Genomic DNA, 20,841 nt, shown 5'->3' with positions numbered 1-20,841 from the left:
GCCATCAGGCACTAAGAGACAAATATTGAGGCAGAATTTCAGAGTAAGGCATAATAAATGGCACTTTTTATCTACTCATGACGTCATCGCATTTTTTTGACGCACTACAATCACGCATGATGAATATAAATCGGATGCAAAGTGCGCTGTGATTGTGCACTTGCATCCGACTTGGGACACTCGGTTAATGCTTCACACTCACCAACCTTTTACCCGCACCCGCCTCACACGGTGCAGAAGGATTGATATCGCAGTTGCGTGGCAGCAATGCGGTGATAATGCCAGCGACCACCAGCGATCCCGCCAACCAGCATACGGCCACATTCTGTCCATACAGCATCGTCATGATGCCAACCAAATAGGGTCCGCAGAATCCACCCAGGTTACCCAACCCGTTAATCACCCCACGCGCGCTGCCTGCTACTTCAGGCGCAGCAAGACGGCCAGGAATGGACCAGAATGGACTGGTTGCGGCTTTCAGGAAGAAGCCACACACCACCAGCGCGATGTAGGACGCCACGACATTGCTGTGCAGTACCACAGAAGCCAGCAGCGCGGCAGCAAAACAAAACAGCGAGACCATCACCCATAAGCGGCGTTTGCCGGTACGGTCGCTGAGCCAGGAGATGGCATAGATCCCGAGAATGGTCGCCACAAAGGGCACTGCCGCTAACAGGCCTACGCCAGCCATATTGCTGCCGGTCAGGTTTTTCAGGATGCTCGGCAGCCACAATGTGTAGCCGTAATCACCGGTTTGATAGAAGAAGTTCAGGGCGACCAGTTTCATCAGACCTGAATTGCGGAAGACGGCGCTCAGCGGTGCTTTGGTCACTGCCTCGATACTGCGATGCGCCGCACGCTCGCGGGTTAACTGTTCAAGCAGATAGGCCTTCTCACGGGCAGGTAACCAACGTGCCTCTTCGGGACGGTCTGCAATCACCAGCCACCACACCAATAGCACGACTGCAGACAGCAAGCCTTCAATAATAAACAGCCAGCGCCAGTCGAGGGCATTAATGATGTAACCGGAGATCGGTGCGGTAAACATGCCACCAAGCGGCGCAAACATCATGACGAAGGCGTTCGCACGCCCCAACTCTTTTTCCGGGAACCAGTTACTCACCATGGTTAACACCACCGGCAGCATGCCACCCTCTGAGATGCCGAGGACAAAGCGCAATGCCAGCAGTTGGTAGTGATTGGTGACAAAGCCAGTAGCAATCGATACCACCATCCACGCCACCAGCGACCAGGCGATAAAGCGTTTACCGCTGCCATTCACCGCAATACGCCCGCCCGGCACCTGTAAAAACAGATAACCAATAAAGAAGATGCCGCTGACCATACCGGCCATCTGGCTGGTGATCGCCAGGTCCTGATCCATGCCGCCCGGCAGCGCGAAACTGATGTTCACGCGATCCATAAACGAGATAATGCAAGTAATCAGAATCGGGGCAATAACGCGATACCAACGTGTTCCGGGGATTTTCTCGTGCATAACGCCCTCTCTCTTAACGCAACACTACGTAAGCTCAATGGCTTCTTATTAAAGAGAGTTTGGGAATTATTATTGCGATCCTAATCACTCGGATGAATGTTAAGAAACTGTGTTACTTATGGCGTGATCGAGAGTGCACAAATCAATGTGATAAGGGTAGTTGAGCGCGGCAATGCCGCTTCAAGCGAGGAGGATTCATTAAGAAAGGTGATAAAAAAGGCACGGTGTAACTTGCTGGTGTAACACACGTGCCAATGAGGTCGCCATTAATGGTGTAATACTTCTGACGATAACGCCGTCTGGGCTATCTGCAACGCTGAGACTTTTACGTTGGGCCAGGAGCCCCACGCTTGCGGCGCATCACACGCCAGACGGCAATACCCGCCAGCAATATGATGATCGCGCCAATCATTCCCGGCAGCATCAGCGGTTGCAGACGCGCCAACAGCGGCGGATGCCCCCCTTTCCTCACCCACGCCACGTCGCCAGCGGTCACCGTCACAGCGGCATTACCGTAATGCGCCAGTACGAAGTTACTGATGTCCGCGACTTGCTGATCGTTCAGCTTGTCGACGTATGACGGTGAACTGAAGCCGGGCATCAACACCTGATGGTCCGCGGTGTCACGCTGTACGCCAAACAGGATGGCGGCAATCAGGTTATTGGGATTGCGCAGTCCGGTTGCGGTGTTGTGGAACAGCGAAGGATAGGCCTGATTGCTGCTGCCCGCTCCATCCGGCTGATGACAGCTGGCACAGTTACCGCTAAACAGCGCGGCACCGTTATCCAGCGAGTGATTCGCGTTATTTGGATTGCGTCCGCGCACACTATTTTCCACATCATAAGGCGCACCGTAGCTGAACGCCGGGAGCGTATCGCCGGCATCACGAATTGGCGTCGTGCCTTTCAGGTAAGTGGCAATCGCGCGCAGATCGCTGTCCGACAGATATTGCAGGCTGTGCTCGACCGCTTCCGCCATTCCGCCCGCCGCCTGATTTTTGCCTGGGGCGCGTCCGGTTTTCAGATACTGCACCAGTTCGTCATCGCTCCAGCCGCCAATCCCGCTGATGGCATCCGAGGTGATATTGGGCGCATACCAGCTACCGAGCGGCCCGCCCGCCAGCGGCTGATCTTGCTGCTCCTGCATCATAAAACCGCGTGGCGTGTGGCAGGTGTTGCAGTGTGCCAGGCCGTTCACCAGATAGTTACCGCGATTCCACTCGGCACTTTTGCTGCCGTCGTTCTGCCACATCTTGTCGTTGGCAAACATCATGTTCCAGAAGCGCATGCTAAAGCGCAGGTTGAACGGGAATGGCAAATCGGTTTCTGGATTGTGCTGCGCCTGCGCTTTCACGCCATGCATCATGTAGTAATAGAGCGCATGCAGGTCGCTATCGGTCATCATGCTGTACGAAGTGTACGGCATTGCCGGGTAGAGTTGCGCCCCATCCGCACGTACGCCGTGACGCACCGCATCCGAGAATTGCGCCTCGGTATAGTGACCGATACCGCTGCTGTCCGGCGTGATGTTGGTAGCGTAAATCGTGCCCATCGGCGAAGCGATACCGTATCCACCGCTGTAGGCGGTTTTGCTGCCCGGCGCGGTGTGGCAGGCCTGGCAGTCCGCGGCAATGGCCACCTGCTCGCCCTGATGTAGCAAACTCACATCAAGCGGTTCCGCCTGCACGCCACAAGCGATCAACGTTGCTAACAGAAGTGATCTCATGCGAACTCCTTCATGCGCAGGCTGATGTCATGTGCGGCTTTCAGGCCGAGAGCTGCCATGGTCAACGTGCTGTTCACCACGCTAGCAGAAGGGATCGCGCCGCCACCTGGCAACCACAGGTTTTCATGGTCAAACGCGCGGCAGTTGCCATCCACCACCGCATCCTTACCGCTGGTGCCCATGATCACGCCGCCCATAATATGGTTGTTGGCGTTCAACCCTTTGCTGATGGCAAACTCTTTGCCGTTGAACAACTTGCCTATTTTTTCCAGCTGCTCGTGCGACACTTCCGCGCCTTTGCGCACGTAATCCCCCACGTCGTAGTAAATATCCGGGCAGGCCAGTCCATGTGGATCTTTGCGTGTTTTGCTCAGGGTTAGACGGTTCTCTGGATCGGGCAGTGGCTCCAGGCTGATGGAAATGTCGACGCTGTGTACTGAGCGATAGCGAATCTCTTCATCCAGCGCTTTGCCCACCAGCCCTTTCTTTAGCGCTTGCTGGGTGGCGGCTACCACACGAGAAATGTTATTCAGAATCATTTTGTTAGCGGAATAATCACGACGGAATTCCCCATCGCGATAGCCCACCATACAGCTGCTCTGCGCCGGGCCACGTCCCAGCCACACCGGCTCTTCGGTGAGGAATGAACAGTGGAAACCGGAGTGATCCATCATGTTGCGGCCCACCATATCGGAACCGTTGGCAATGCCGTTCGGATTACCGCCGTTAGCCGCCAGCAGCAGCAAACGCGGGGTTTCAATTCCGTTACACGCCAGTGCGAAGGCTTTGCCGCTGGCCTTATGCGATGCGCCAGAGGCATCCTTCCAGTGCACGGCAGTGATACGGTTGTTGCCATCAGTATCGATTTTGTAGACGACCGCCTCGGCCAGCACTACTGCACCGTTACGCTCAGCACGTTCAATGTGGTGAATGCCGTTATACATGGCGCCAATCGGGCAAATCGGCTGACAGTTATTGTTGCCGCAGCAGGTAGGACGCCCTTCCCACGGCCGCGTGCTGCGCCCCTGTGGAATCGGCACCAGGTTATAGCCATGCGGATTCACCACGCTGGCGAAGTAGTTATCGCCGTGCGCGAACGGCACCATATCCATCGGATAAGGCTGGCTACGTTCAGTCGGCGACTGCATGCTGGCATCATTCGGGCCCGCCACGCCAATCTCGTTCTCTGCCCGGCAATACCAGGGCTCCAGTTCGTCATAGCTGATCGGCCAGTCACGCCCGACACCGTATTTGGATTGCATCACGAAATCGCTGGGATGATGACGCCAGCACGATGCCGCCCAGTGCCAGGTGGTGCCGCCCACAGTACGGAGGTAACCCTGCTGGAAACTGGACGCATTCGGTCCCGTGACGTTGACATAGTTGTTCGGCGGGAAATACAGCGGCGCAGGGGCAAATTTGGATTGCGGATACAATCCCTGAAAATCTGACCCGGCACGATTGGCGAACGGCATGTTGCGCCAGTTTTCGACTGCTTGAGCACGATCAATACGTAAACCTGCTTCCAGTACCAGCACCGAGTAGCCCTGGCTGACGAGTTCGTTCGCCATCAAACCACCGACCACACCTGAGCCCACAATGACAATATCTGCGGAGGCATCACCCTGCGCAGTAAACGTTGGTTTTTTCATGATTTTTCGTCGTTTTAGTTTTTAGGAAATTACAGCTGTTCGAGATGACCGTTGTGCTCATCCGGTACCGGCGCAGTCCACCAGATCGGGCCGTTGCCGCAGTAGGTCGGCACCACCAAACCATCGCTGACCGTCTGATACATCAGCGCCTGTTTGTAAGCCACCAGGGTGCCGTGATAGTCATCCCCTACCGTGCCGGTGTACCAGGCGGTGACGATTTGATAGAGGAAATCGTGCAGCCCCGCGCTGCTGGCCTTAGCCAGGAAATCCTGTGCGTTGATTTGCGTGGTTATCAGGGTCGTGAGTTGCGCCAGTCGCGGGACAAACTGCGCGTCACGCGTGGCCATCACCTCGTAAAAACGTGCTGCCAGCGCCACATCCAGATGCTGGTGTTCAGTGATGGCTTGTGAGACGCGAACAAACTGTTTTACCGCGTCACTGGCATGAATCACGCCCGCGGCCAGTGCCCGTCCTGGCAGGGCGGCGACCGCGCCCGTCACGGTTAAGCCAAGCGTAGCCAGCAGGAATTCCCTGCGAGTGGAACCGGTTCCATTTTTACTGACAGAAACGGTTTCGGGTGCAAAATGTCGTTTCATGGGGTTACCTGATGCTGAGAAATGAGGAGAAAGCCGAACGGCGCTATCCTAACGACTAAGTTGCAAAACTGTTATCAGGATTTGAACGAAATCCCATTATTCAGTGTGGGAATAGCTCTAAATGATAATTTAGGTCAAAAATTGTTGGGTCTGATGATAGTTGCAGTGCGCAATGTAGGTGCCGCAGAAACGCTATGGCCCCAGACGGCGTTATCGTCAGTCGCTTAAGAGGCCAGCATGAGTCCCGCTCATCTCACTCAGGCAAAATACGAATAGCGGTGATAGATCAACAGCGGGGTTTTGATGTCATTGACTGACCGTTCACTGATCGGCTGGTCGAAAATCGCCAGACACTGCTCGATCTCGCGCCGCATATCATGACCCAACACCATATCCATTACGCCACGCTCCAGAAGCACACGGCTGGACTCGCTGAGTTCGTGACCGATAAAGATCACCTGATCCTGCACGCCGTAAGCTTCCAGCGCTTTTGCCACCCCTTCATTCCCCCCGGCAGTGTTGTAAATGCCCGCCAGCGGTTTCCCCTCGTCGAGCCATTTTTTTACGCTGTGCCAGGCGGTCTCCGCTTCGTCGTTGATATTGACGCGATCGCGAATTGTCAGCCACGGGAAGGCTTCACGTAACACGCGGCGGAAGCCAATTTCTCGCTCTTCTTGCGTGCGATAGGTCGAGCTGCAGATCAGCAGAATGTTACCTGGCTGCTGTGCCGGCAACATGCGGCCCATAAACCAGCCCGCCGTCGCGCCCGAGGCGATTTGATCAATGCCGACGTATGCAGTACGGCGAGAGTTGGGCAGATCGCTGGTGAGACAAATCACCTGCACGCCGTCAGCGATGGCGGCTTTGACCGCACGATTGATCTTTACATCATCGCGACACACCAGAATGATACCGCTCGCCTCAGCAGCGCGGCGCTCAATCAACTGGCTAAAACGTTCAGCATTGAACTGGGCGCTCGGTAAAGTATCAATGCTGATGCGCAACTGGGGGCGTTCCGCCATCACCGCACGCGCCTGACGCTCCAGATGCCCGAGAAAGCTGGTGCCGGATTCACACAGAATAGCCACGCGCTGTACACCTGCATTGCGGCTCTCCTCTCCGGCAAGCATGCCCAACCGCGCCATGGCGCTTTCGACCTTCTTACGCGTCACCTCGCGTACGCCTTCACGTCCATTGAGTACCCGGTCTACCGTAGCCGGGCTGACGTCCGCTTCCTGCGCAATGTGCTTAATGGAAGGCGATTTCCAGTTGTGTTGCGTCATGACGATTCCTGATGTCTTCCACCTCGATGGGCACACAATATCCCGATAAGCTGAAGTAAATCAAATTGATATAACATCATGAATTTCAATCATTAACTGCCTTTTGAGGTAAAAAACATCAAATTTTCATGTGATCAGCCTCATCTTTTCACTCTCCTTTTTCGGCTTTGTTTTGACTTAAAAGCAGGCAAAATCGATTAATAGCGCCATCACCTGTTGCCCTCAAAGGAAATAAAAAATGCTCAATGTTGCTCTGTTAGGTGCTGGTCGTATTGGTCAGATTCACGCTGGGAATATCGCTGCGCATCCTCAATGTCGTCTTGCTTACGTGATGGATGTCTATGCGCCGGCTGCCAACGCACTGGCTGAAAAATACGGCGCCACGGTGGCGGATCTGGACACTATTCTGGCGGACAGTTCCATTGATCTGGTGGCGATTTGCAGCGCCACTAACACCCACGCTGATTTGATTGAAGCCGCCGCGCGCGCCAAAAAAGCAATCTTTTGTGAGAAGCCGGTGGACTTAAGCCTGGCGCGCGTCGAGAAGTGCTTAGCCACGGTGCGTGATGCGGGTGTGCCGTTGATGATTGGATTTAACCGTCGTTTCGATCCGAGCATGGCGCATTTGCAGGCCTGCCTGCGTGACGGTGAAATCGGTGAGACGGAGTTGGTCACCATCAGTTCACGCGATCCAGGCGCGCCGCCTGCCGACTATGTCAAAGTCTCAGGCGGTTTGTTCCGCGACATGACGATTCATGACTTTGATATGGCGCGCTGGTTGCTGAATGAAGAGCCGGTATCGGTTTACGCCAGTGCCGCAGCACTCACAGACCCGGATATCAAGGCGTTGGGCGATGTGGATACCGCAGTGGTCACACTCACCTGCGCCAGCGGCAAAATGGCGGTGATCACCAACAGCCGTCGCGCCAGCTACGGTTACGATCAACGTATTGAAGTACACGGCAGTGAGGGGATGTTACAGGTCACCAACCAGTTAGAGTCACAGTTGGTGAAATCGGTCGCTAATGGCGTGGTGGCCCAAAAACCGCAGCACTTCTTCCTGCAGCGTTACGCCGATGCTTATCGCAATGAGTTAGCGACCTTTATCGAAGCCTTAGCTAAAGGTGAAGGCCACTACCCAAGCGGCAATGATGGCTTGCAGGCACTGTTGTTGGCGGATGCGGCGTTGGCTTCTCTGCAAAGCGGTAAGCCGGTAACCCCGCAATCGCTGTTGTCGTAACCCCGCACAGCTCGTAGCGGCACGATTTATCGTGCGATTCGAAAAGGCGCGCAATGAATGTCGCCGCTACGATTTAGCCATTAACGCTGTGGATGATTCACTTCCAGTGGACGCAGATCGAACAGCAGTACTTCGGCATTATCGCCATTGCTGAACTGCAGCGCAGTTTCATTGCGCACGCGCGCACCGTCACCTTCTTTGAACTTCACGCCGTTCACTTCGATGCTGCCGCGTGCCACATGAATGTAGGCGTAACGGTCGGCACTTAACTCGAAGGTTTGCTGCTCTGCACCATCAAACAATCCCGCGTAGATGCGGATATCCTGGCGCACGCTCAAGCTGCCATTCTGCCCTTCTGGCGAGATGATCAACCGCAATTGGCCACGTTTGTCACTCTCAGCTACTGAAACCTGCTGATAGCCGGGTTGGCTGTTGCGCTCGGCGGGCACAATCCAAATCTGCAGGAAGTGCACGTTATCGCTTTTTGAGTGGTTGAACTCGCTATGCGTCACGCCGCTGCCGGCACTCATCAACTGCACATCGCCAGGGACGATAACCGAACCGGTACCCATGGAATCTTTATGTTCCAGCGCGCCTTCCAGCACATAGGAGATGATCTCCATGTTGTTGTGCGGATGCGCACCAAATCCGCGACCCGGCGCAACACGGTCATCGTTGATCACCAGCAGATCGGAAAAACCGCTCTGTTTTGGATCCCAATAGTTAGCGAAAGAAAAAGTATGATGCGAGTTCAGCCAACCGTGGTCACCCACTCCGCGTTGCTCTGACAGACGTTGTTCAATCATGGTGTGCTCCTCAAATGTGCTGTGGATTGGCGGTTGCCCTTCCGAATGAGGATAAGTATACGTAAACTGATTCGCTCAACAATGCACTGAAATGACAATGACTGTCACATTTGAGTGGACAATATGCAGATAGAAGATCTCCGTATTTATGTTGCCGTGATTCAGGCCGGCAACTTCACCGCCGCCGCCGAACAGTTAATGCTGTCGAAGCAATATGTCAGCCGCCGCATTGCGGCATTAGAGGAGTCACTTGGTGCCCGCTTGCTGAATCGCAATACGCGCAAATTATCCGTGACGGATAACGGCCAGATCTTTGCCCAGCACGCGCAGCGTATTCTGGATGATGTACAGGAAGCCGAGCAGGCCGTTTCCGGGCGGCAGCAGGTATTACAGGGCTGTTTTCGTCTTAGCGTACCGATGTCTTTTGGCATCAGCCATTTGTCACCCTTTATCGCCGAATTCCTCAGCCAACATCCGGGATTACAGTTCCAGGTGGAGTTGGCCGACCGCTATGTCGATATGGTGGGTGAAGGCTTCGACATGGCGATTCGAATTGGCACCCTGCCCGATTCCAGCCTGATCGCTAAACGTTTGGGGGTGTTCCGTCGCGTAATTTGTGGCAGCCCGTCTTATATTCAGGGCGCGGGCGCACCGCGTGAACCCGAGGATCTGTTGCAGCACGCCTGCCTGCGCTATGGGCGCGAAAGCCAGACCGGTTGGGAGGTGTTTAACGGCGACCAACGTAAAGTGATGGCGGTACAGGGGCCAATGGTCAGTAATAACGGAGAGATGCTGCGCGATGCGGCTGTGGCGGGACTGGGATTGATTTTGCTGCCCGAGTTTATTGTCGCGCCGGCCATAGCCCGCGGTGAATTGATGACAGTTCTCGATGCGTGGCAACCCGCGTCGCTAAACCTGAATGCGCTCTATCCGCAGCATCGACAACGCAGCGAAGTGAACCGGGTGTTTATGGCATTTTTGCAGGAAAAGCTGGCGGGGGCCTGAAAACCAGGGCGCCATAAATGGCACCCCTACAACGGATTAGACCCCATGGATGCATATTTATGTGCATTAATGGCATTTGAGGCGCCATTAATGGCACCCTACGGCGGATTAAACCGTAGGGTGTGCATTTATGCGCACCAGGTTAGATGCCGCTTTCGTGCGCAAAAGTGATCGACTTCTTGCGCGCATCGCGTACCGCAATGCCGTGGATCAGCAAACCAAACACCGCGAGGATCGCACCGACCCAACCGGTGGATTGCCAACCGAGACCAGCAGAGATGGTCACGCCACCGAGCCACGCCCCCAGGGCGTTTGCCAGGTTAAACGCCGAGTGGTTGAGCGCTGCCGCCATGGTTTGCGCATCGCCCGCCACATCCATCAAACGGATTTGCAGCACGCTTGCCAGCGCGACCATGGTGCCTACCAGCATCACGTTAAGCGAACCCGCAAACGCATAGTGTGCGGTGAACACGAAAGCACTCAGCACCAGTACCGACCAGATCAGCACCAGACGAATGGTTTTCTCCAGACCGCGATCGGCCAGTTTTCCGCCCACCACGTTGCCGATGATCATACCGAAACCAAACAGCGCCAGTACCGCCGGGATCCAGCTAACCGGCATTTGCGCCAGTTCGGTCAGCGTTGGCTTGACGTAGCTGAATACCGAGAACAGGCCACCACTGCCGATGGCACCAATCGCCAGCGTTAACAGCACCTGCTTACGCGTCAGTGCGGAAAGCTCTCGCAGCGGGCTGGCCAGTTTGTCACCGGCGACATTCGGCACCCACATCCCGACCAGTACCAACGTCAACAGCGCCAGCACCCCGACAATCGCAAAGGCTTCGCGCCAACCGAATATCTGACCAATCGCGGTCACCGCAGGCACGCCGAGCAGGTTGGCGATGGTCAACCCAAACAGCACCATCGACACCGCCTGCGCGCGCTTTTTGCGCTCAACTAATCCGGCGGCTACCAATGCGGCGACACCGAAAAAGGTGCCATGCGGGAAACCGGCGAGGAAACGCGCCAGCAGCATTGAGTAGTAACCCGGCGCGATGGAACTCAGCAAATTACCTGCCGCAAACAGGCCCATCAATGTCATCAGGAAGTTACGGCGTGAAGCACGCGCGCCGAGTATGGCTAACAGCGGCGCACCAATCACCACGCCCAGCGCGTAAATACTGATCAGATGGCCCGCTGAAGGAATCGAAACGTTGAGCCCTTTAGCTGCATCAGGCAGCAAGCCCATAATGACAAACTCGCCGGTACCAATGGCAAAGCCACCGGTGCCGAGCGCAAACAGCGCTTTCAGCACGCTGGCGCGCGGCAGCGATGCCTCGTCCGGCAGCTGATTAAGTGGGGGTTGAACAGATGACATGTTTTTCCAGAAACGCAGGTGAAGAATTCAGTACAGATCGTGGCCACGCCATCGTCAGACTGAAAGGATTTAGCGGCATATGATAACTGATTTAGGGGTGAATTGAATGACAGACAATTATGTGGCGGCTAATTAATTCTTTGCGGTCACCATAAATGATGCCCCTACATGAAAGGATACCGTTTTACGTAGGGTGCACCTTTATGCGCATCAGGCGTTTATCGTTGCTGGGCCAACAACGCCGCTCCCATCATCCCGCCATGATGGGCAAACACACCCGGCACCACCAACGGGTGCTGCGTACTGCGCAGCACATAGCGCTGCACTTGCTCATTCAGCGCATTGATCAGCGGCGTCACTGAAGCCAACCCACCACCCACCGCCACCAGCGATGCGCCGGTGATATTAATGGTGTACGCCAGCGGCTGGCTCACCAGTTGCAACCACACCTGAATCGTACGCACTGACTGAGCTTCCTGCTGCTGCCAACCCGTGATGATATCAATGCTGCTGGCATTCAACTGATGCAATGTACGATGCAAATTCTCCAGTCCACGCGCACCGCCATAACTGTCAAGACAGCCTTTTTGCCCGCACGGGCAGGTCTGGCGCGGCAAACGGAGGGTTTCACCTGCGATTTCCACCTCCGTCAGAGTAATGGGGCCATGGCCCCACTCACCGGTCAGGCCATTCTGTCCGGTAATAATGCGCCCATCGGCCACCAATCCACCGCCCACCCCGGAACCAAGAATGGCACCAAACACCACTTTGTGCCCTTTGCCCACGCCTGCCAGCGCTTCGGCAAAAGTAAAACAGTCGGCATCATTGTGTACAATCACGTTACGTTGTAACGAATCGCCAAGCGATTGACTGAGGTTACGCTGATGGAAAGCCGGAATATTGCTGGCAAATATTTCACCTGTGTCAGGTGCCACAATGCCCGCGGTGGAGATCGCCAGTGGAGAATCGGTGCAGAAATGCGCTTGATGTTGATCGATCATGCGAACAATCAGCGCGGTAAAATCTGACCAACTGTGCGCGGGAATTTTTTGCTGATCGAGTATCGTTAACTGCTGCTGCGCATCCATCACGCCCAGCTTGACGAACGAACCGCCGAGGTCGAGGCAGATCACTGCCGGTATTGTACTCATAAACGTTTATCCATCACATCGCGCAGACCATCGCCCAGCACATTAAAGCCCAGCACCGTAATCAATATCGCCAGTCCGGGGAACAGCGACACGTAAATATTCAGGCCAAGAAAGTTACGCCCATCGCTCATCATGGTGCCCCACTCTGGCATCGGCGGTTGCACCCCTAACCCCAGAAAAGACAAACTGGCCGCCGACAGCACCACCGCACCCGCCGTCAGCGTCGATTGCACAATCAACGGGCCAATCGAGTTCCGTAAGATGTAATGGGTGATGATGCGTGGATAGCGCACGCCCAGCATGTGCGCCGCCTCAATGTATTCCATATTTTTCAGGCCGAGCGTCAGGTTACGACTGAGACGGGCGTACACCGGAATCGAGAACAATGAAATCGCGATTAACATATTGGCCAACCCTTCGCCGAGCACACTCACGATCAGAATCGCCAGCACGATACCGGGAAAAGCGAAAATAATATCCATCACCCACATCACCAGCGCATCGATTTTACGTCCCGCCAACCCGGAGATGATACCGAGCGGAATGCCGATCACCATTGAGATCGCCACGCTCAGGCAGACTTCAAATAATGTAATGCGCGCGCCGTAAATCACGCGGGAGAAGATGTCCCGACCGTAATCATCGGTACCAAACCAGTGTGCGGCGGAAGGAGCTTGCAAGGTGTTCAGCAAATCCTGCTCCACCGGATCCCAATGCGTCAGCAACGGTGCCAGTACGGCGGCCAACACCACCAACAACACCAGCCCGCCACCGATGGCGATCGATGGGTTACTCAGCAGAAAGCGCAGCATTTGACGGGGACGCGAACGCGCCGGCAGCACCGAAGTATCGAGGCCGTTCATCAGTCGAACCTTATTTTTGGATTGAGCAGACCAATCAGGATTTCACCCAGCAAATTCATCAGCACCACGCCCGTCACCGCTACCAGCGTGACGCCCTGAATCACTGGATAGTCACGGTATTTCACCGAATCCACCAGCAGACGGCCAATACCGGGCCAATTAAACACCGATTCCGTCACCACCGCGCCGCCAATCAGGCTGCCGAAGTTGAGCGCCACAATCGTAACGATCGGGATCAGCGCATTACGCAATGCGTGTTTCCAGTGAATGCTGGCGGAAGGTAATCCTTTGGCCTTGGCGGTGCGAATGTAGTCCTGACTCAGCACATCCAGCATGCTGGAGCGCGTCATGCGGGCAATCATCGCCATCGGCAAAATCGCCAGCGTGACGGTGGGCATCACGTAGTTTTTCCATGAGTCCGCCCCTAACAGCGGCAGCCAACCCAACTCCACCGCAAAATAGTTCATCGCTAACAGCGCCAGCCAGAAGTTGGCGATGGAGGCCCCGGCGATGGTGAGCACCATGACGATTTGATCGGGAATGCGTTGGCGATAAATAGCACCGGTCATCCCTGCGGGCACACCAATGGCAATCGCCAGCAAATACGCCAGCGCCGCCAGCGATAGGGTGTAAGGCAGTCGTTCGCTGATTTCAGTGATCACCGGACGCTGAGACTGTAAGGATTCACCCAGATTGCCATGCAGAGCATCGGTGGCGAACTTGACATATTGCAGCGGCAGTGGCTGATCCAGCCCCAATCGGAGGCGCATATTGTCTACCGCTTCCTGCGGCGCTTCCGGCCCCGCCATCAGGCGTGCCGGATCGCCCGGCAACGCGCGGATGGCGATGAACACGATGATCGAGACGCCGAAAATAATCAGCGGCAGCGAGAGCACCTTCTTCGCAACGTACGCTTTCATCGATCAGTTCTTCACCGCATCGCGAACCACAATCTGTCCGCCGGGCTGCATAGTGACGCCGCTGATATTTTTACGCGAGGCGTAGAGATCGTCCTGATAGAACAGCAACACCTGCGGCGCTAATCCGCTGATCTGTTTCTGTGCCTGTAAGTAGAGATCTTTGCGTTTGGCATCGTCAAGGGTAGAGGCTGCGGTATCGATTAAATCATCGGTTTTCTTGTCGCTGAAGAAGCCCAGATTCGCCCCGCCTGGCGCAAAGCTGGCGCTGTGATAGAGCGGGCGCAGCTGCAAGTCAGAGCCATACAGACCCGATGACCATGAAGCCAGCACCGCATCGGTACCCTGCTGGGCTTTCTCTTTGGCGTCCGCAAAGGCGGCTTTGGTCCAGACGCCGCTTTCCATCTGGCGCACGTTGAGTTTTACACCGATTTTACTCCACATCCCCTGCAACACCTGTGCGGTACGCGCATCCGGTGCCTGCACCGCAATCGACATGCTAAAGCCATCGGCATAGCCTGCCGCTTTCAGCAGATCTTTGGCTTTCTGCACATCATACGGGTAATCATGCAAACTCTTGTCGTAGTTGGCATCCACGGGTGCCAGTGCGGAGTTGGCCGGTTGCGCATAACCAAACATAATCGCCTTCACCAACGCCGTCTGGTCGGTTGCCAGGTTAAGGGCCTGGCGCACGCGCACATCACTCAGCGCTTTGCTCTGCGTATTGAGATCCACCCAGAACACCGCCGCTCCCGGTGACTGTTTTAAATTCACGTTGGGATTGTTTTTCAACATCCCGGCAAATTGCGGCGGCACCGGGTTAATAATATCCACCTGACCTGACTGCAGCGCCATGTTCATAACCGAAGGCTCACTGCTCCACGTCCATTTAATTTCATCAGGCCCGCTGGATTTGCCCCAATAATCGCTGTTCTTCTGCTCCAGCACGTATTCACCGGATTTATATTGCACCAACTTATAAGGCCCGGTTCCGTCAGCTTTATTGTTGATGCTGCCCGCTTTATCGGCGGTTGGGCTAACCATTAAACCAGGGCCGGATGCCAGCACGGTTAAAAACGCCGGATTAATTTTCTTCAGCTGGAATTCAACGGTTAAATCATCGGTTTTCTTCACGTCCTGAATAAAGGTGCGGATTTTGCCGCTGCCCGCCAGTCCGCGTTTGGTGTCTAAGTGACGCTGGAAGTTTTCCACCACCGCATCGGCATTAAACGGCGTGCCATCATGGAATTTCACGTTAGGACGCAGCTTAAAGGTCCAGTGCAATCCACTGCTGTCCGCGCTCCACGACAGTGCCAGTGCGGGAATAATTTTTCCGTCATCACCCAGACGCGTCAGGCCTTCGTACATCGGGTCCAGTACCGTGCCGGTGAAGGTCGCCGTTTGGTTGCCGGGGTCCATGCTGCGAGGAGGCTCGTTCTGCATGATAACCAACTGACTCGCCAGTGCGGCGGAACTCATCATCGACGCCACAATACAACCGGCCAGCGTCAGTACCTTGAAATGCTTAAGTGTGCTTTCCATGAAGGCCCTCAATGAATCATTGAAACGTTCGGTGAAATAACCTCGCTATATAAGGCACATTCTCTAAACAAAAGCCAAGATGCTGGTTCATATATTTTACTTATAGTTAGATCTACGTTCAGAAAATTAACTAAATAACGTTGAATTTGTTTTTCAGCCTTATTATTGTCAGGGCATATCGCTATTGCAGTGAGAACCTGAATGCTCAATGCCCACCAGCAACAAATTCTGCGCCTGCTTATTGCCTCACACGGCTTAAGCCGCACCGCTATTGCGGAAAACATGAAATTGAGCAAAGCCGCCATTAGCACGCTGGTTAAAGAGATGCTGAATGCCGGATTACTGGAGGAGAGCATTCCAGAATCAAACGGTCAGGGGCGTCCTTCTGTATTACTTAAAATGCGTGCTGACAGCGCCTATTTCCTCGGTGCCTCGTTGCTGGGTGAACAGGTTGTGTTGGTGCTGATCGACATGCACGGCTTGGTGTTGGCCAGCACCCAAATGGCACTCAATCCTGATCCGCAACAGTTGAGTGCTGCCCTGGCTGCGGCCATTCCAGGCTTGATAAAACAGCAAGGAATTTCAGCCGACCAGTTAATTGGCTTGGGCGTGACGCTGTCTGGCTTTGTGGATGAAAATCAGGCTGTTTGCGTGCAGTCCGCCCTGCTTGGCTGGAAGGACGTGCCGCTGGCTGAGATGCTAAAACAGCAAACGGGTCTCGAGGTATCGCTGGAGAACGATGCCAAAGCACTGGCTGTCAGCGAGAAAATTTTTGGCGTGGCGAAAAAAGCCCGTAACTTCACCCTGATTTCGCACGGTGATGGCATTGGATCGGCCCACTTTTTCCAGGGCCAGTTGCATCGCGGCGCACACGGCGGCGCGGGTGAAATTGCCCACTGCACCATTGAACCTGGTGGTCGCCCTTGCCGCTGCGGCAAACGCGGTTGCCTCGACACCCTCGCCTCGCTCACCGCTATTCGCGAAAGCGCGCGGGAGAAGTCGCTGGACGCGCACACCCTTGCGGCGCTGGAAACCCTGGCGGTGAAAGGCAACAGCGCGGCGATCAGCATTTTGCACCAGGCAGGACATGCGCTGGGCCTCGCCATCGCCAATATCATCCAGATGAACGATCCGGAGCTGATTGTCATCGCTCATCAACCTCGGGCTTTCGACGGCCTGCTGAAAACCGTGGTGATGCAATCAATAGACAGCCACGTGCTGCCATCCATGATGGGCAAGACACCGATTTCTACCATCGAAATTCACACCGAGAGCTGGGCGCGTGCAGCGGCCAGCGTGGCGGCATATCGATTTATCATTCAATTACCTGACTAGCGGAGGCTGTATGCGCATTGCTTTTGGTGGCATTCATACGGAGTGCAGTACGTATAACCCGGTGCTGAACTATGCCGACGACTTCCGCATCGTGCGCGGTCAGGATCTGCTGACCAATCCGTACTTTGCCTTTTTGCAGGATTACGAAGCGGAGTTTCTGCCGACCTTTCATGCGCGCGCCATCGCCGGTGGTCCCGTTGCCCGCATCACCTACGATGATTTCAAACAAGATTTCTTAACCCGCCTGCAGGCCCATCTGCCGGTTGACGGTGTGTATCTCGCTATGCACGGTGCGGTGTATGTTGAAGGTATGGAAGATGCCGAAGGTGACTGGATCAGCGCCACGCGTGAGTTGGTGGGGCCAGATTGCCCTATCACCGTGAGCTATGATCTGCACGGCAACGTCACGCAGCGCATCATCGATGCCATCGACATGTTCTCCACCTATCGCACTGCCCCGCACATTGATGTGGAAGAGACCATGCGCCGTTCGGTATCGATGCTGATGAAAAGCCTGCAAACCGGCGTCAAACCGGGCGTGGTATGGGCACCGATTCCGGTGGTGCTGCCGGGTGAACGTACCAGTACCGAAGACGAGCCGGCAAAAAGTCTGTATGCGCGCTTGCCGGGCATCAACGACCTGGAACACATCTGGGATGCGTCACTGATGGTGGGATATGTCTGGGCCGATGAGCCTCGCGCCACGGCTGCCGCGATCATGACCGGCACCGACGCCGATGTGCTCTCGGAGCAGGCAGCAAAGCTGGCACTGGCTTACTGGCAAGCGCGTGATGAATTCTGCTTCGGTTGTGTGACAGGCAGCACTGAAGAGTGCGTCGCGATGGCGATAGCCAGTGAAACTGCGCCCGTGATCCTCGCTGATTCGGGTGATAACCCAACCGGAGGCGGCGTGGGCGATCGCGCTAATATGCTGGCGGAGCTGATGCGCCAGGGTGCACAAGGCGTGATCGTCGCAGGCATCACTGATAAACCGGCTACCGAAGCGGCTTTTGCTGCCGGAGTCGGGGCAAAACTGCACCTGACGGTGGGCGCCACTCTCGATCCCGCTGGCGGTAAAGTCAGTGCGGAATTTGAAGTGTTGTTGTTGAGTGACGATCCCCGCTCGCTGGCGAAACAGGCGCTGCTGAAAACCGGCGATATCACGGTAGTGGTGGCCGATCGTCGTCGTCCTTACCACAATATTGCTGATTTTGAACTGCTGGGTCTGCATCCCGCTCAGGCCAAAATTGTGGTGGTGAAATCGGGTTATCTGTCACCCGAGTTAGCCCCGCTGGCCAATCCGAACCTGATGGCACTGTCAGAAGGTGTGGTCGATCAGTACGTGGAGCGTCTGGAGCGTAAACGTAAACTGCAACCCGCCTACCCGTTTGATACCGACTTCGACTTCCTGCCAGTCAGCACCCGCTCGGCTCGCTTTGTGGCGGCAAAATGAGTCAGCAACCGGTATTGCAGGTAGAAAACCTCACCGTTGCCTTTCGTCACGACGATCGCTGGCGCGAGGTGGTTAGGAACGTTTCACTGACCATCAACGCCGGTGAGACACTGGCGATAGTTGGAGAATCCGGCTCAGGAAAAAGCGTCACCTCAATGGCGATCATGCGCTTGCTGAATATGCGCCACGCGCGCGTGACCGGCAAAGTGCTGCTGAACGGCGTAGACCTGTTGAGTCTAAGTGAAAAAGCGATGCGGGACATTCGCGGCAATGCGGTGGCGATGATTTTTCAGGAGCCGATGACCAGCCTTAATCCCTCTTTCACTATCGGCAATCAAATTGCCGAAGCGCTGATTAACCATCGCAATATCAGTAAACGCGCGGCGCGTGAAGAAACCATCCGCCTGCTGGAAAAAGTGCGTATTCCCAATGCGGCCAAACGCTTTGAAGATTATCCACATCATTTTTCAGGCGGGATGCGCCAGCGTGTGATGATTGCGATGGCGCTGGCGTTACGGCCCAAACTGCTGATTGCCGATGAACCCACCACCGCGCTGGATGTCACCATTCAGGGGCAGATTCTCGACCTGATTAAAACGTTGCAAGAGGAAGAAGGCACCGCCGTGCTGTTTATCACTCATGATATGGGCGTGGTGGCGGAAGTGGCAGATCGCACGCTGGTGATGTACCAGGGCGATGTGATGGAAACCGGCAGCACAGCGGATATTTTCTCCGCCCCCGCTGCGGACTATACCCGTACGTTAATCGCCACTGTGCCGCAGCTCGGCGCAATGCGTGGCATCGCGGGTCCACAGAAGTTCGTGTTTAAAGGTGATGTTAGTGCGCCACAGGTCGCACACCCCGACGCTTCGCAACCGTTGCTGTCGGTCAAAAATCTCAGTACCCGTTTCAGCATCCATGAAGGGCTGTTCAGCCGCAAAACCGGCGCGGTGCACGCGGTGGAAAACATCTCGTTTGACCTGATGCCCGGCGAAACGCTGTCTCTGGTGGGTGAGTCCGGCTGTGGCAAATCCACTACCGGGCGCTCCCTCACCCGCCTGGTGAAGTCGGATGCGGGTGAAGTCGCTTTCGACGGTTATGACGTGTTGAATTTATCGCATCAGGAACTGCGCCAACTACGCTGTTCAATGCAGATGATTTTCCAGGATCCGTTTGCCAGCCTTAATCCGCGTATGTCGGTGCTGGAAGCGCTGACTGAGCCGTTCCTCCAGCACCAACTCGGCAGCAAACAGGCCGCGCAGCAAAAGGCCGCTGAGTTGATGGAGCGTGTGGGTTTATCGTCTGCGATGATGAAACGCTACCCTCATGAATTTTCCGGCGGTCAGCGCCAGCGTATCTGTATCGCGCGGGCTTTGATGCTCGACCCTAAAATGATCATCGCCGATGAGTCCGTCTCGGCCTTAGATGTCACAGTCAAAGCGCAGATCATCAATCTGCTACTGGACCTGCAAAGCAGTCTGGGTCTGTCGTATCTGTTTATTTCGCACGATATGGCGGTGGTTGAACGCATTAGCCATCGCGTGGCGGTAATGCTATTAGGTGAGATCGTCGAGATTGGCCCGCGCGCCGCCATCTTTGAAAATCCACAGCATGATTACACGCGTAAGCTGCTGTCATCGGTACCTTTGCCCGATCCCTCACGCCGCCATCTCAAACGCCATCTCGACGTCAGTGAACTGAAAAGCCCGGTGCGTCCGCTGGGATTTGTGCCCGAAGCGCGACGGTATCGCGAAGTGAGCGCGGGCCATTGGGTGATGGAGAGTTAGAGCAGACGTAATAGACGCGCCGGGTTTCCGGCGTAAACGCCTTTCTGGGTAATATCTTTGGTCACCACACTGCCAGCCCCGATCACCGCGCCGTCGCAGATGGTCACGGCCAGTATGGTCGCGCCACTGCCAATCGACACGTCATTCCCGATACGGATGCGACCCCAACTGGCGCTGTCAGCGTTGGGTTTGCCGTCGCGAAACATGTCGTTGGCGAACATCACACCGTGGCCGATAAAGCAGTTTTCCCCGATCGTGACGTACTCACAAACAAACGTGTGCGATTGCACCTTGCTACCACGGCCAATCACCGTATGTGGCTGGATTTCAACAAACGGACCGATAAACACGTCATCATGCAGAGTACAGCCATAGATATTGCTAGGCTGGTAGATGGTCACGTTACTGCCTATTTCAACGTTTTTGACTGCTGCTTCGCGTAAATTCGCCTGCATTCTTGCTCCTTTCTAACTGGTGCGCTTCAATGCGCACCCTGCAATATCCATCCACCATTATCGTAGCGGCGCGATTTATCGCGCGTATTTGAAGCCGCATTGTCGCGCGATTTTTATAGCCGTATTGCCTTTACTTTACACGCAATAAATTGCG

Annotated in this window: 17 protein-coding genes; 5 read left to right on the top strand and 12 right to left on the bottom strand. The window is 55.2% G+C overall.

The genetic code is table 11. The annotated features are described in order from the left end of the window. Positions 1-184 precede the first annotated feature (184 nt). From QMZ30_RS02080 to QMZ30_RS02060, 5 genes are all read right to left on the bottom strand, one after another. Complete coding sequence (locus QMZ30_RS02080; RefSeq protein WP_283226172.1) at positions 185-1,498, bottom strand: MFS transporter; 1,314 nt, start codon at positions 1,496-1,498, stop codon at positions 185-187. Positions 1,499-1,823: 325 nt separating this feature from the next. Next, complete coding sequence (locus QMZ30_RS02075) at positions 1,824-3,224, bottom strand: c-type cytochrome (RefSeq protein WP_283226171.1); 1,401 nt, start codon at positions 3,222-3,224, stop codon at positions 1,824-1,826. Further along, positions 3,221-4,876, bottom strand: a complete 1,656-nt coding sequence (locus tag QMZ30_RS02070; protein WP_283226170.1) for a GMC family oxidoreductase — start codon at positions 4,874-4,876, stop codon at positions 3,221-3,223. The genes QMZ30_RS02075 and QMZ30_RS02070 overlap by 4 nt, the downstream gene beginning before the upstream one ends. Before the next feature lie 29 nt (positions 4,877-4,905). After that, positions 4,906-5,472, bottom strand: coding sequence for a sugar dehydrogenase complex small subunit (locus QMZ30_RS02065; RefSeq protein WP_283226169.1), 567 nt, complete (start codon positions 5,470-5,472; stop codon positions 4,906-4,908). A 257-nt stretch (positions 5,473-5,729) separates the two neighbouring features. Further along, on the bottom strand, positions 5,730-6,755 hold the full coding sequence (locus QMZ30_RS02060) for a LacI family DNA-binding transcriptional regulator (protein WP_283226168.1): 1,026 nt from the start codon (positions 6,753-6,755) through the stop codon (positions 5,730-5,732). A 238-nt stretch (positions 6,756-6,993) separates the two neighbouring features. Between QMZ30_RS02060 and iolG the strand changes: the two genes are divergently transcribed. Further along, positions 6,994-7,995: an inositol 2-dehydrogenase gene (gene iolG, locus QMZ30_RS02055; protein WP_283226167.1), complete on the top strand. Its 1,002-nt coding sequence runs from the start codon at positions 6,994-6,996 to the stop codon at positions 7,993-7,995. Between the two features lie 80 nt (positions 7,996-8,075). Here iolG and QMZ30_RS02050 read toward each other — a convergent pair whose 3' ends face one another. After that, the gene (locus tag QMZ30_RS02050; RefSeq protein WP_039332571.1) at positions 8,076-8,801 is read right to left on the bottom strand and encodes a pirin family protein; all 726 of its coding nucleotides are present in this window, start codon (positions 8,799-8,801) and stop codon (positions 8,076-8,078) included. A gap of 123 nt (positions 8,802-8,924) precedes the next feature. On the opposite strand from QMZ30_RS02050, the gene QMZ30_RS02045 reads away from it, so the two are divergent. Next, entirely contained in the window at positions 8,925-9,806 is an 882-nt protein-coding gene (locus QMZ30_RS02045) for a LysR family transcriptional regulator (RefSeq protein ID WP_283226166.1), read from the top strand. A gap of 142 nt (positions 9,807-9,948) precedes the next feature. Here QMZ30_RS02045 and QMZ30_RS02040 read toward each other — a convergent pair whose 3' ends face one another. The 5 genes from QMZ30_RS02040 to QMZ30_RS02020 form a co-directional block, all read right to left on the bottom strand. After that, positions 9,949-11,184: an MFS transporter gene (locus QMZ30_RS02040; protein WP_283226165.1), complete on the bottom strand. Its 1,236-nt coding sequence runs from the start codon at positions 11,182-11,184 to the stop codon at positions 9,949-9,951. Between the two features lie 218 nt (positions 11,185-11,402). Further along, a complete protein-coding gene (locus QMZ30_RS02035; protein ID WP_283226164.1) occupies positions 11,403-12,335 on the bottom strand; it encodes an ROK family protein in 933 nt (310 codons plus the stop codon). Further along, entirely contained in the window at positions 12,332-13,198 is an 867-nt protein-coding gene (locus QMZ30_RS02030; protein WP_283226163.1) for an ABC transporter permease, read from the bottom strand. Before QMZ30_RS02030 ends, QMZ30_RS02035 begins: the two co-directional genes overlap by 4 nt. Beyond that, on the bottom strand, positions 13,198-14,118 hold the full coding sequence (locus QMZ30_RS02025) for an ABC transporter permease (protein ID WP_283226162.1): 921 nt from the start codon (positions 14,116-14,118) through the stop codon (positions 13,198-13,200). The genes QMZ30_RS02030 and QMZ30_RS02025 overlap by 1 nt, the downstream gene beginning before the upstream one ends. A 3-nt stretch (positions 14,119-14,121) precedes the next feature. Continuing rightward, positions 14,122-15,657 (bottom strand): ABC transporter substrate-binding protein, encoded by a 1,536-nt coding sequence (locus QMZ30_RS02020; RefSeq protein WP_283226161.1) that lies wholly within the window; start codon positions 15,655-15,657, stop codon positions 14,122-14,124. 201 nt (positions 15,658-15,858) lie between these two features. On the opposite strand from QMZ30_RS02020, the gene QMZ30_RS02015 reads away from it, so the two are divergent. Genes QMZ30_RS02015 through QMZ30_RS02005 form a run of 3 tightly spaced genes read left to right on the top strand, consistent with a single transcriptional unit; the run spans position 15,859 to position 20,232 of the window. Further along, positions 15,859-16,992 (top strand): ROK family transcriptional regulator, encoded by a 1,134-nt coding sequence (locus QMZ30_RS02015; RefSeq protein WP_283226160.1) that lies wholly within the window; start codon positions 15,859-15,861, stop codon positions 16,990-16,992. A 10-nt stretch (positions 16,993-17,002) separates the two neighbouring features. Continuing rightward, positions 17,003-18,445, top strand: coding sequence for a M81 family metallopeptidase (locus QMZ30_RS02010; RefSeq protein ID WP_283226159.1), 1,443 nt, complete (start codon positions 17,003-17,005; stop codon positions 18,443-18,445). Beyond that, positions 18,442-20,232, top strand: a complete 1,791-nt coding sequence (locus QMZ30_RS02005) for an ABC transporter ATP-binding protein (protein WP_283226158.1) — start codon at positions 18,442-18,444, stop codon at positions 20,230-20,232. The genes QMZ30_RS02010 and QMZ30_RS02005 overlap by 4 nt, the downstream gene beginning before the upstream one ends. On the opposite strand, the gene QMZ30_RS02000 is transcribed toward QMZ30_RS02005, so the two are convergent. After that, a complete protein-coding gene (locus tag QMZ30_RS02000; protein WP_283226157.1) occupies positions 20,229-20,687 on the bottom strand; it encodes an acyltransferase in 459 nt (152 codons plus the stop codon). The genes QMZ30_RS02005 and QMZ30_RS02000 overlap by 4 nt on opposite strands. Positions 20,688-20,841 lie beyond the last annotated feature (154 nt).

Origin of the sequence: Pantoea sp. EA-12 (genome assembly GCF_030053355.1) — a bacterium.
GTDB classification, from domain to species: Bacteria; Pseudomonadota; Gammaproteobacteria; order Enterobacterales; family Enterobacteriaceae; genus Pantoea; species Pantoea vagans_C.
This window is presented reverse-complemented; position numbering and strand designations above follow the sequence as displayed.

Bases quoted from the DNA above. Each gene is read 5' to 3' on its own strand.
- QMZ30_RS02080 (WP_283226172.1), bottom strand. From the start codon at position 1,498: ATGCACGAGAAAATCCCCGGAACACGTTGGTATCGCGTTATTGCCCCG.
- QMZ30_RS02075 (WP_283226171.1), bottom strand. From the start codon at position 3,224: ATGAGATCACTTCTGTTAGCAACGTTGATCGCTTGTGGCGTGCAGGCG.
- QMZ30_RS02070 (WP_283226170.1), bottom strand. From the start codon at position 4,876: ATGAAAAAACCAACGTTTACTGCGCAGGGTGATGCCTCCGCAGATATT.
- QMZ30_RS02065 (WP_283226169.1), bottom strand. From the start codon at position 5,472: ATGAAACGACATTTTGCACCCGAAACCGTTTCTGTCAGTAAAAATGGA.
- QMZ30_RS02060 (WP_283226168.1), bottom strand. From the start codon at position 6,755: ATGACGCAACACAACTGGAAATCGCCTTCCATTAAGCACATTGCGCAG.
- iolG (WP_283226167.1), top strand. From the start codon at position 6,994: ATGCTCAATGTTGCTCTGTTAGGTGCTGGTCGTATTGGTCAGATTCAC.
- QMZ30_RS02050 (WP_039332571.1), bottom strand. From the start codon at position 8,801: ATGATTGAACAACGTCTGTCAGAGCAACGCGGAGTGGGTGACCACGGT.
- QMZ30_RS02045 (WP_283226166.1), top strand. From the start codon at position 8,925: ATGCAGATAGAAGATCTCCGTATTTATGTTGCCGTGATTCAGGCCGGC.
- QMZ30_RS02040 (WP_283226165.1), bottom strand. From the start codon at position 11,184: ATGTCATCTGTTCAACCCCCACTTAATCAGCTGCCGGACGAGGCATCG.
- QMZ30_RS02035 (WP_283226164.1), bottom strand. From the start codon at position 12,335: ATGAGTACAATACCGGCAGTGATCTGCCTCGACCTCGGCGGTTCGTTC.
- QMZ30_RS02030 (WP_283226163.1), bottom strand. From the start codon at position 13,198: ATGAACGGCCTCGATACTTCGGTGCTGCCGGCGCGTTCGCGTCCCCGT.
- QMZ30_RS02025 (WP_283226162.1), bottom strand. From the start codon at position 14,118: ATGAAAGCGTACGTTGCGAAGAAGGTGCTCTCGCTGCCGCTGATTATT.
- QMZ30_RS02020 (WP_283226161.1), bottom strand. From the start codon at position 15,657: ATGGAAAGCACACTTAAGCATTTCAAGGTACTGACGCTGGCCGGTTGT.
- QMZ30_RS02015 (WP_283226160.1), top strand. From the start codon at position 15,859: ATGCTCAATGCCCACCAGCAACAAATTCTGCGCCTGCTTATTGCCTCA.
- QMZ30_RS02010 (WP_283226159.1), top strand. From the start codon at position 17,003: ATGCGCATTGCTTTTGGTGGCATTCATACGGAGTGCAGTACGTATAAC.
- QMZ30_RS02005 (WP_283226158.1), top strand. From the start codon at position 18,442: ATGAGTCAGCAACCGGTATTGCAGGTAGAAAACCTCACCGTTGCCTTT.
- QMZ30_RS02000 (WP_283226157.1), bottom strand. From the start codon at position 20,687: ATGCAGGCGAATTTACGCGAAGCAGCAGTCAAAAACGTTGAAATAGGC.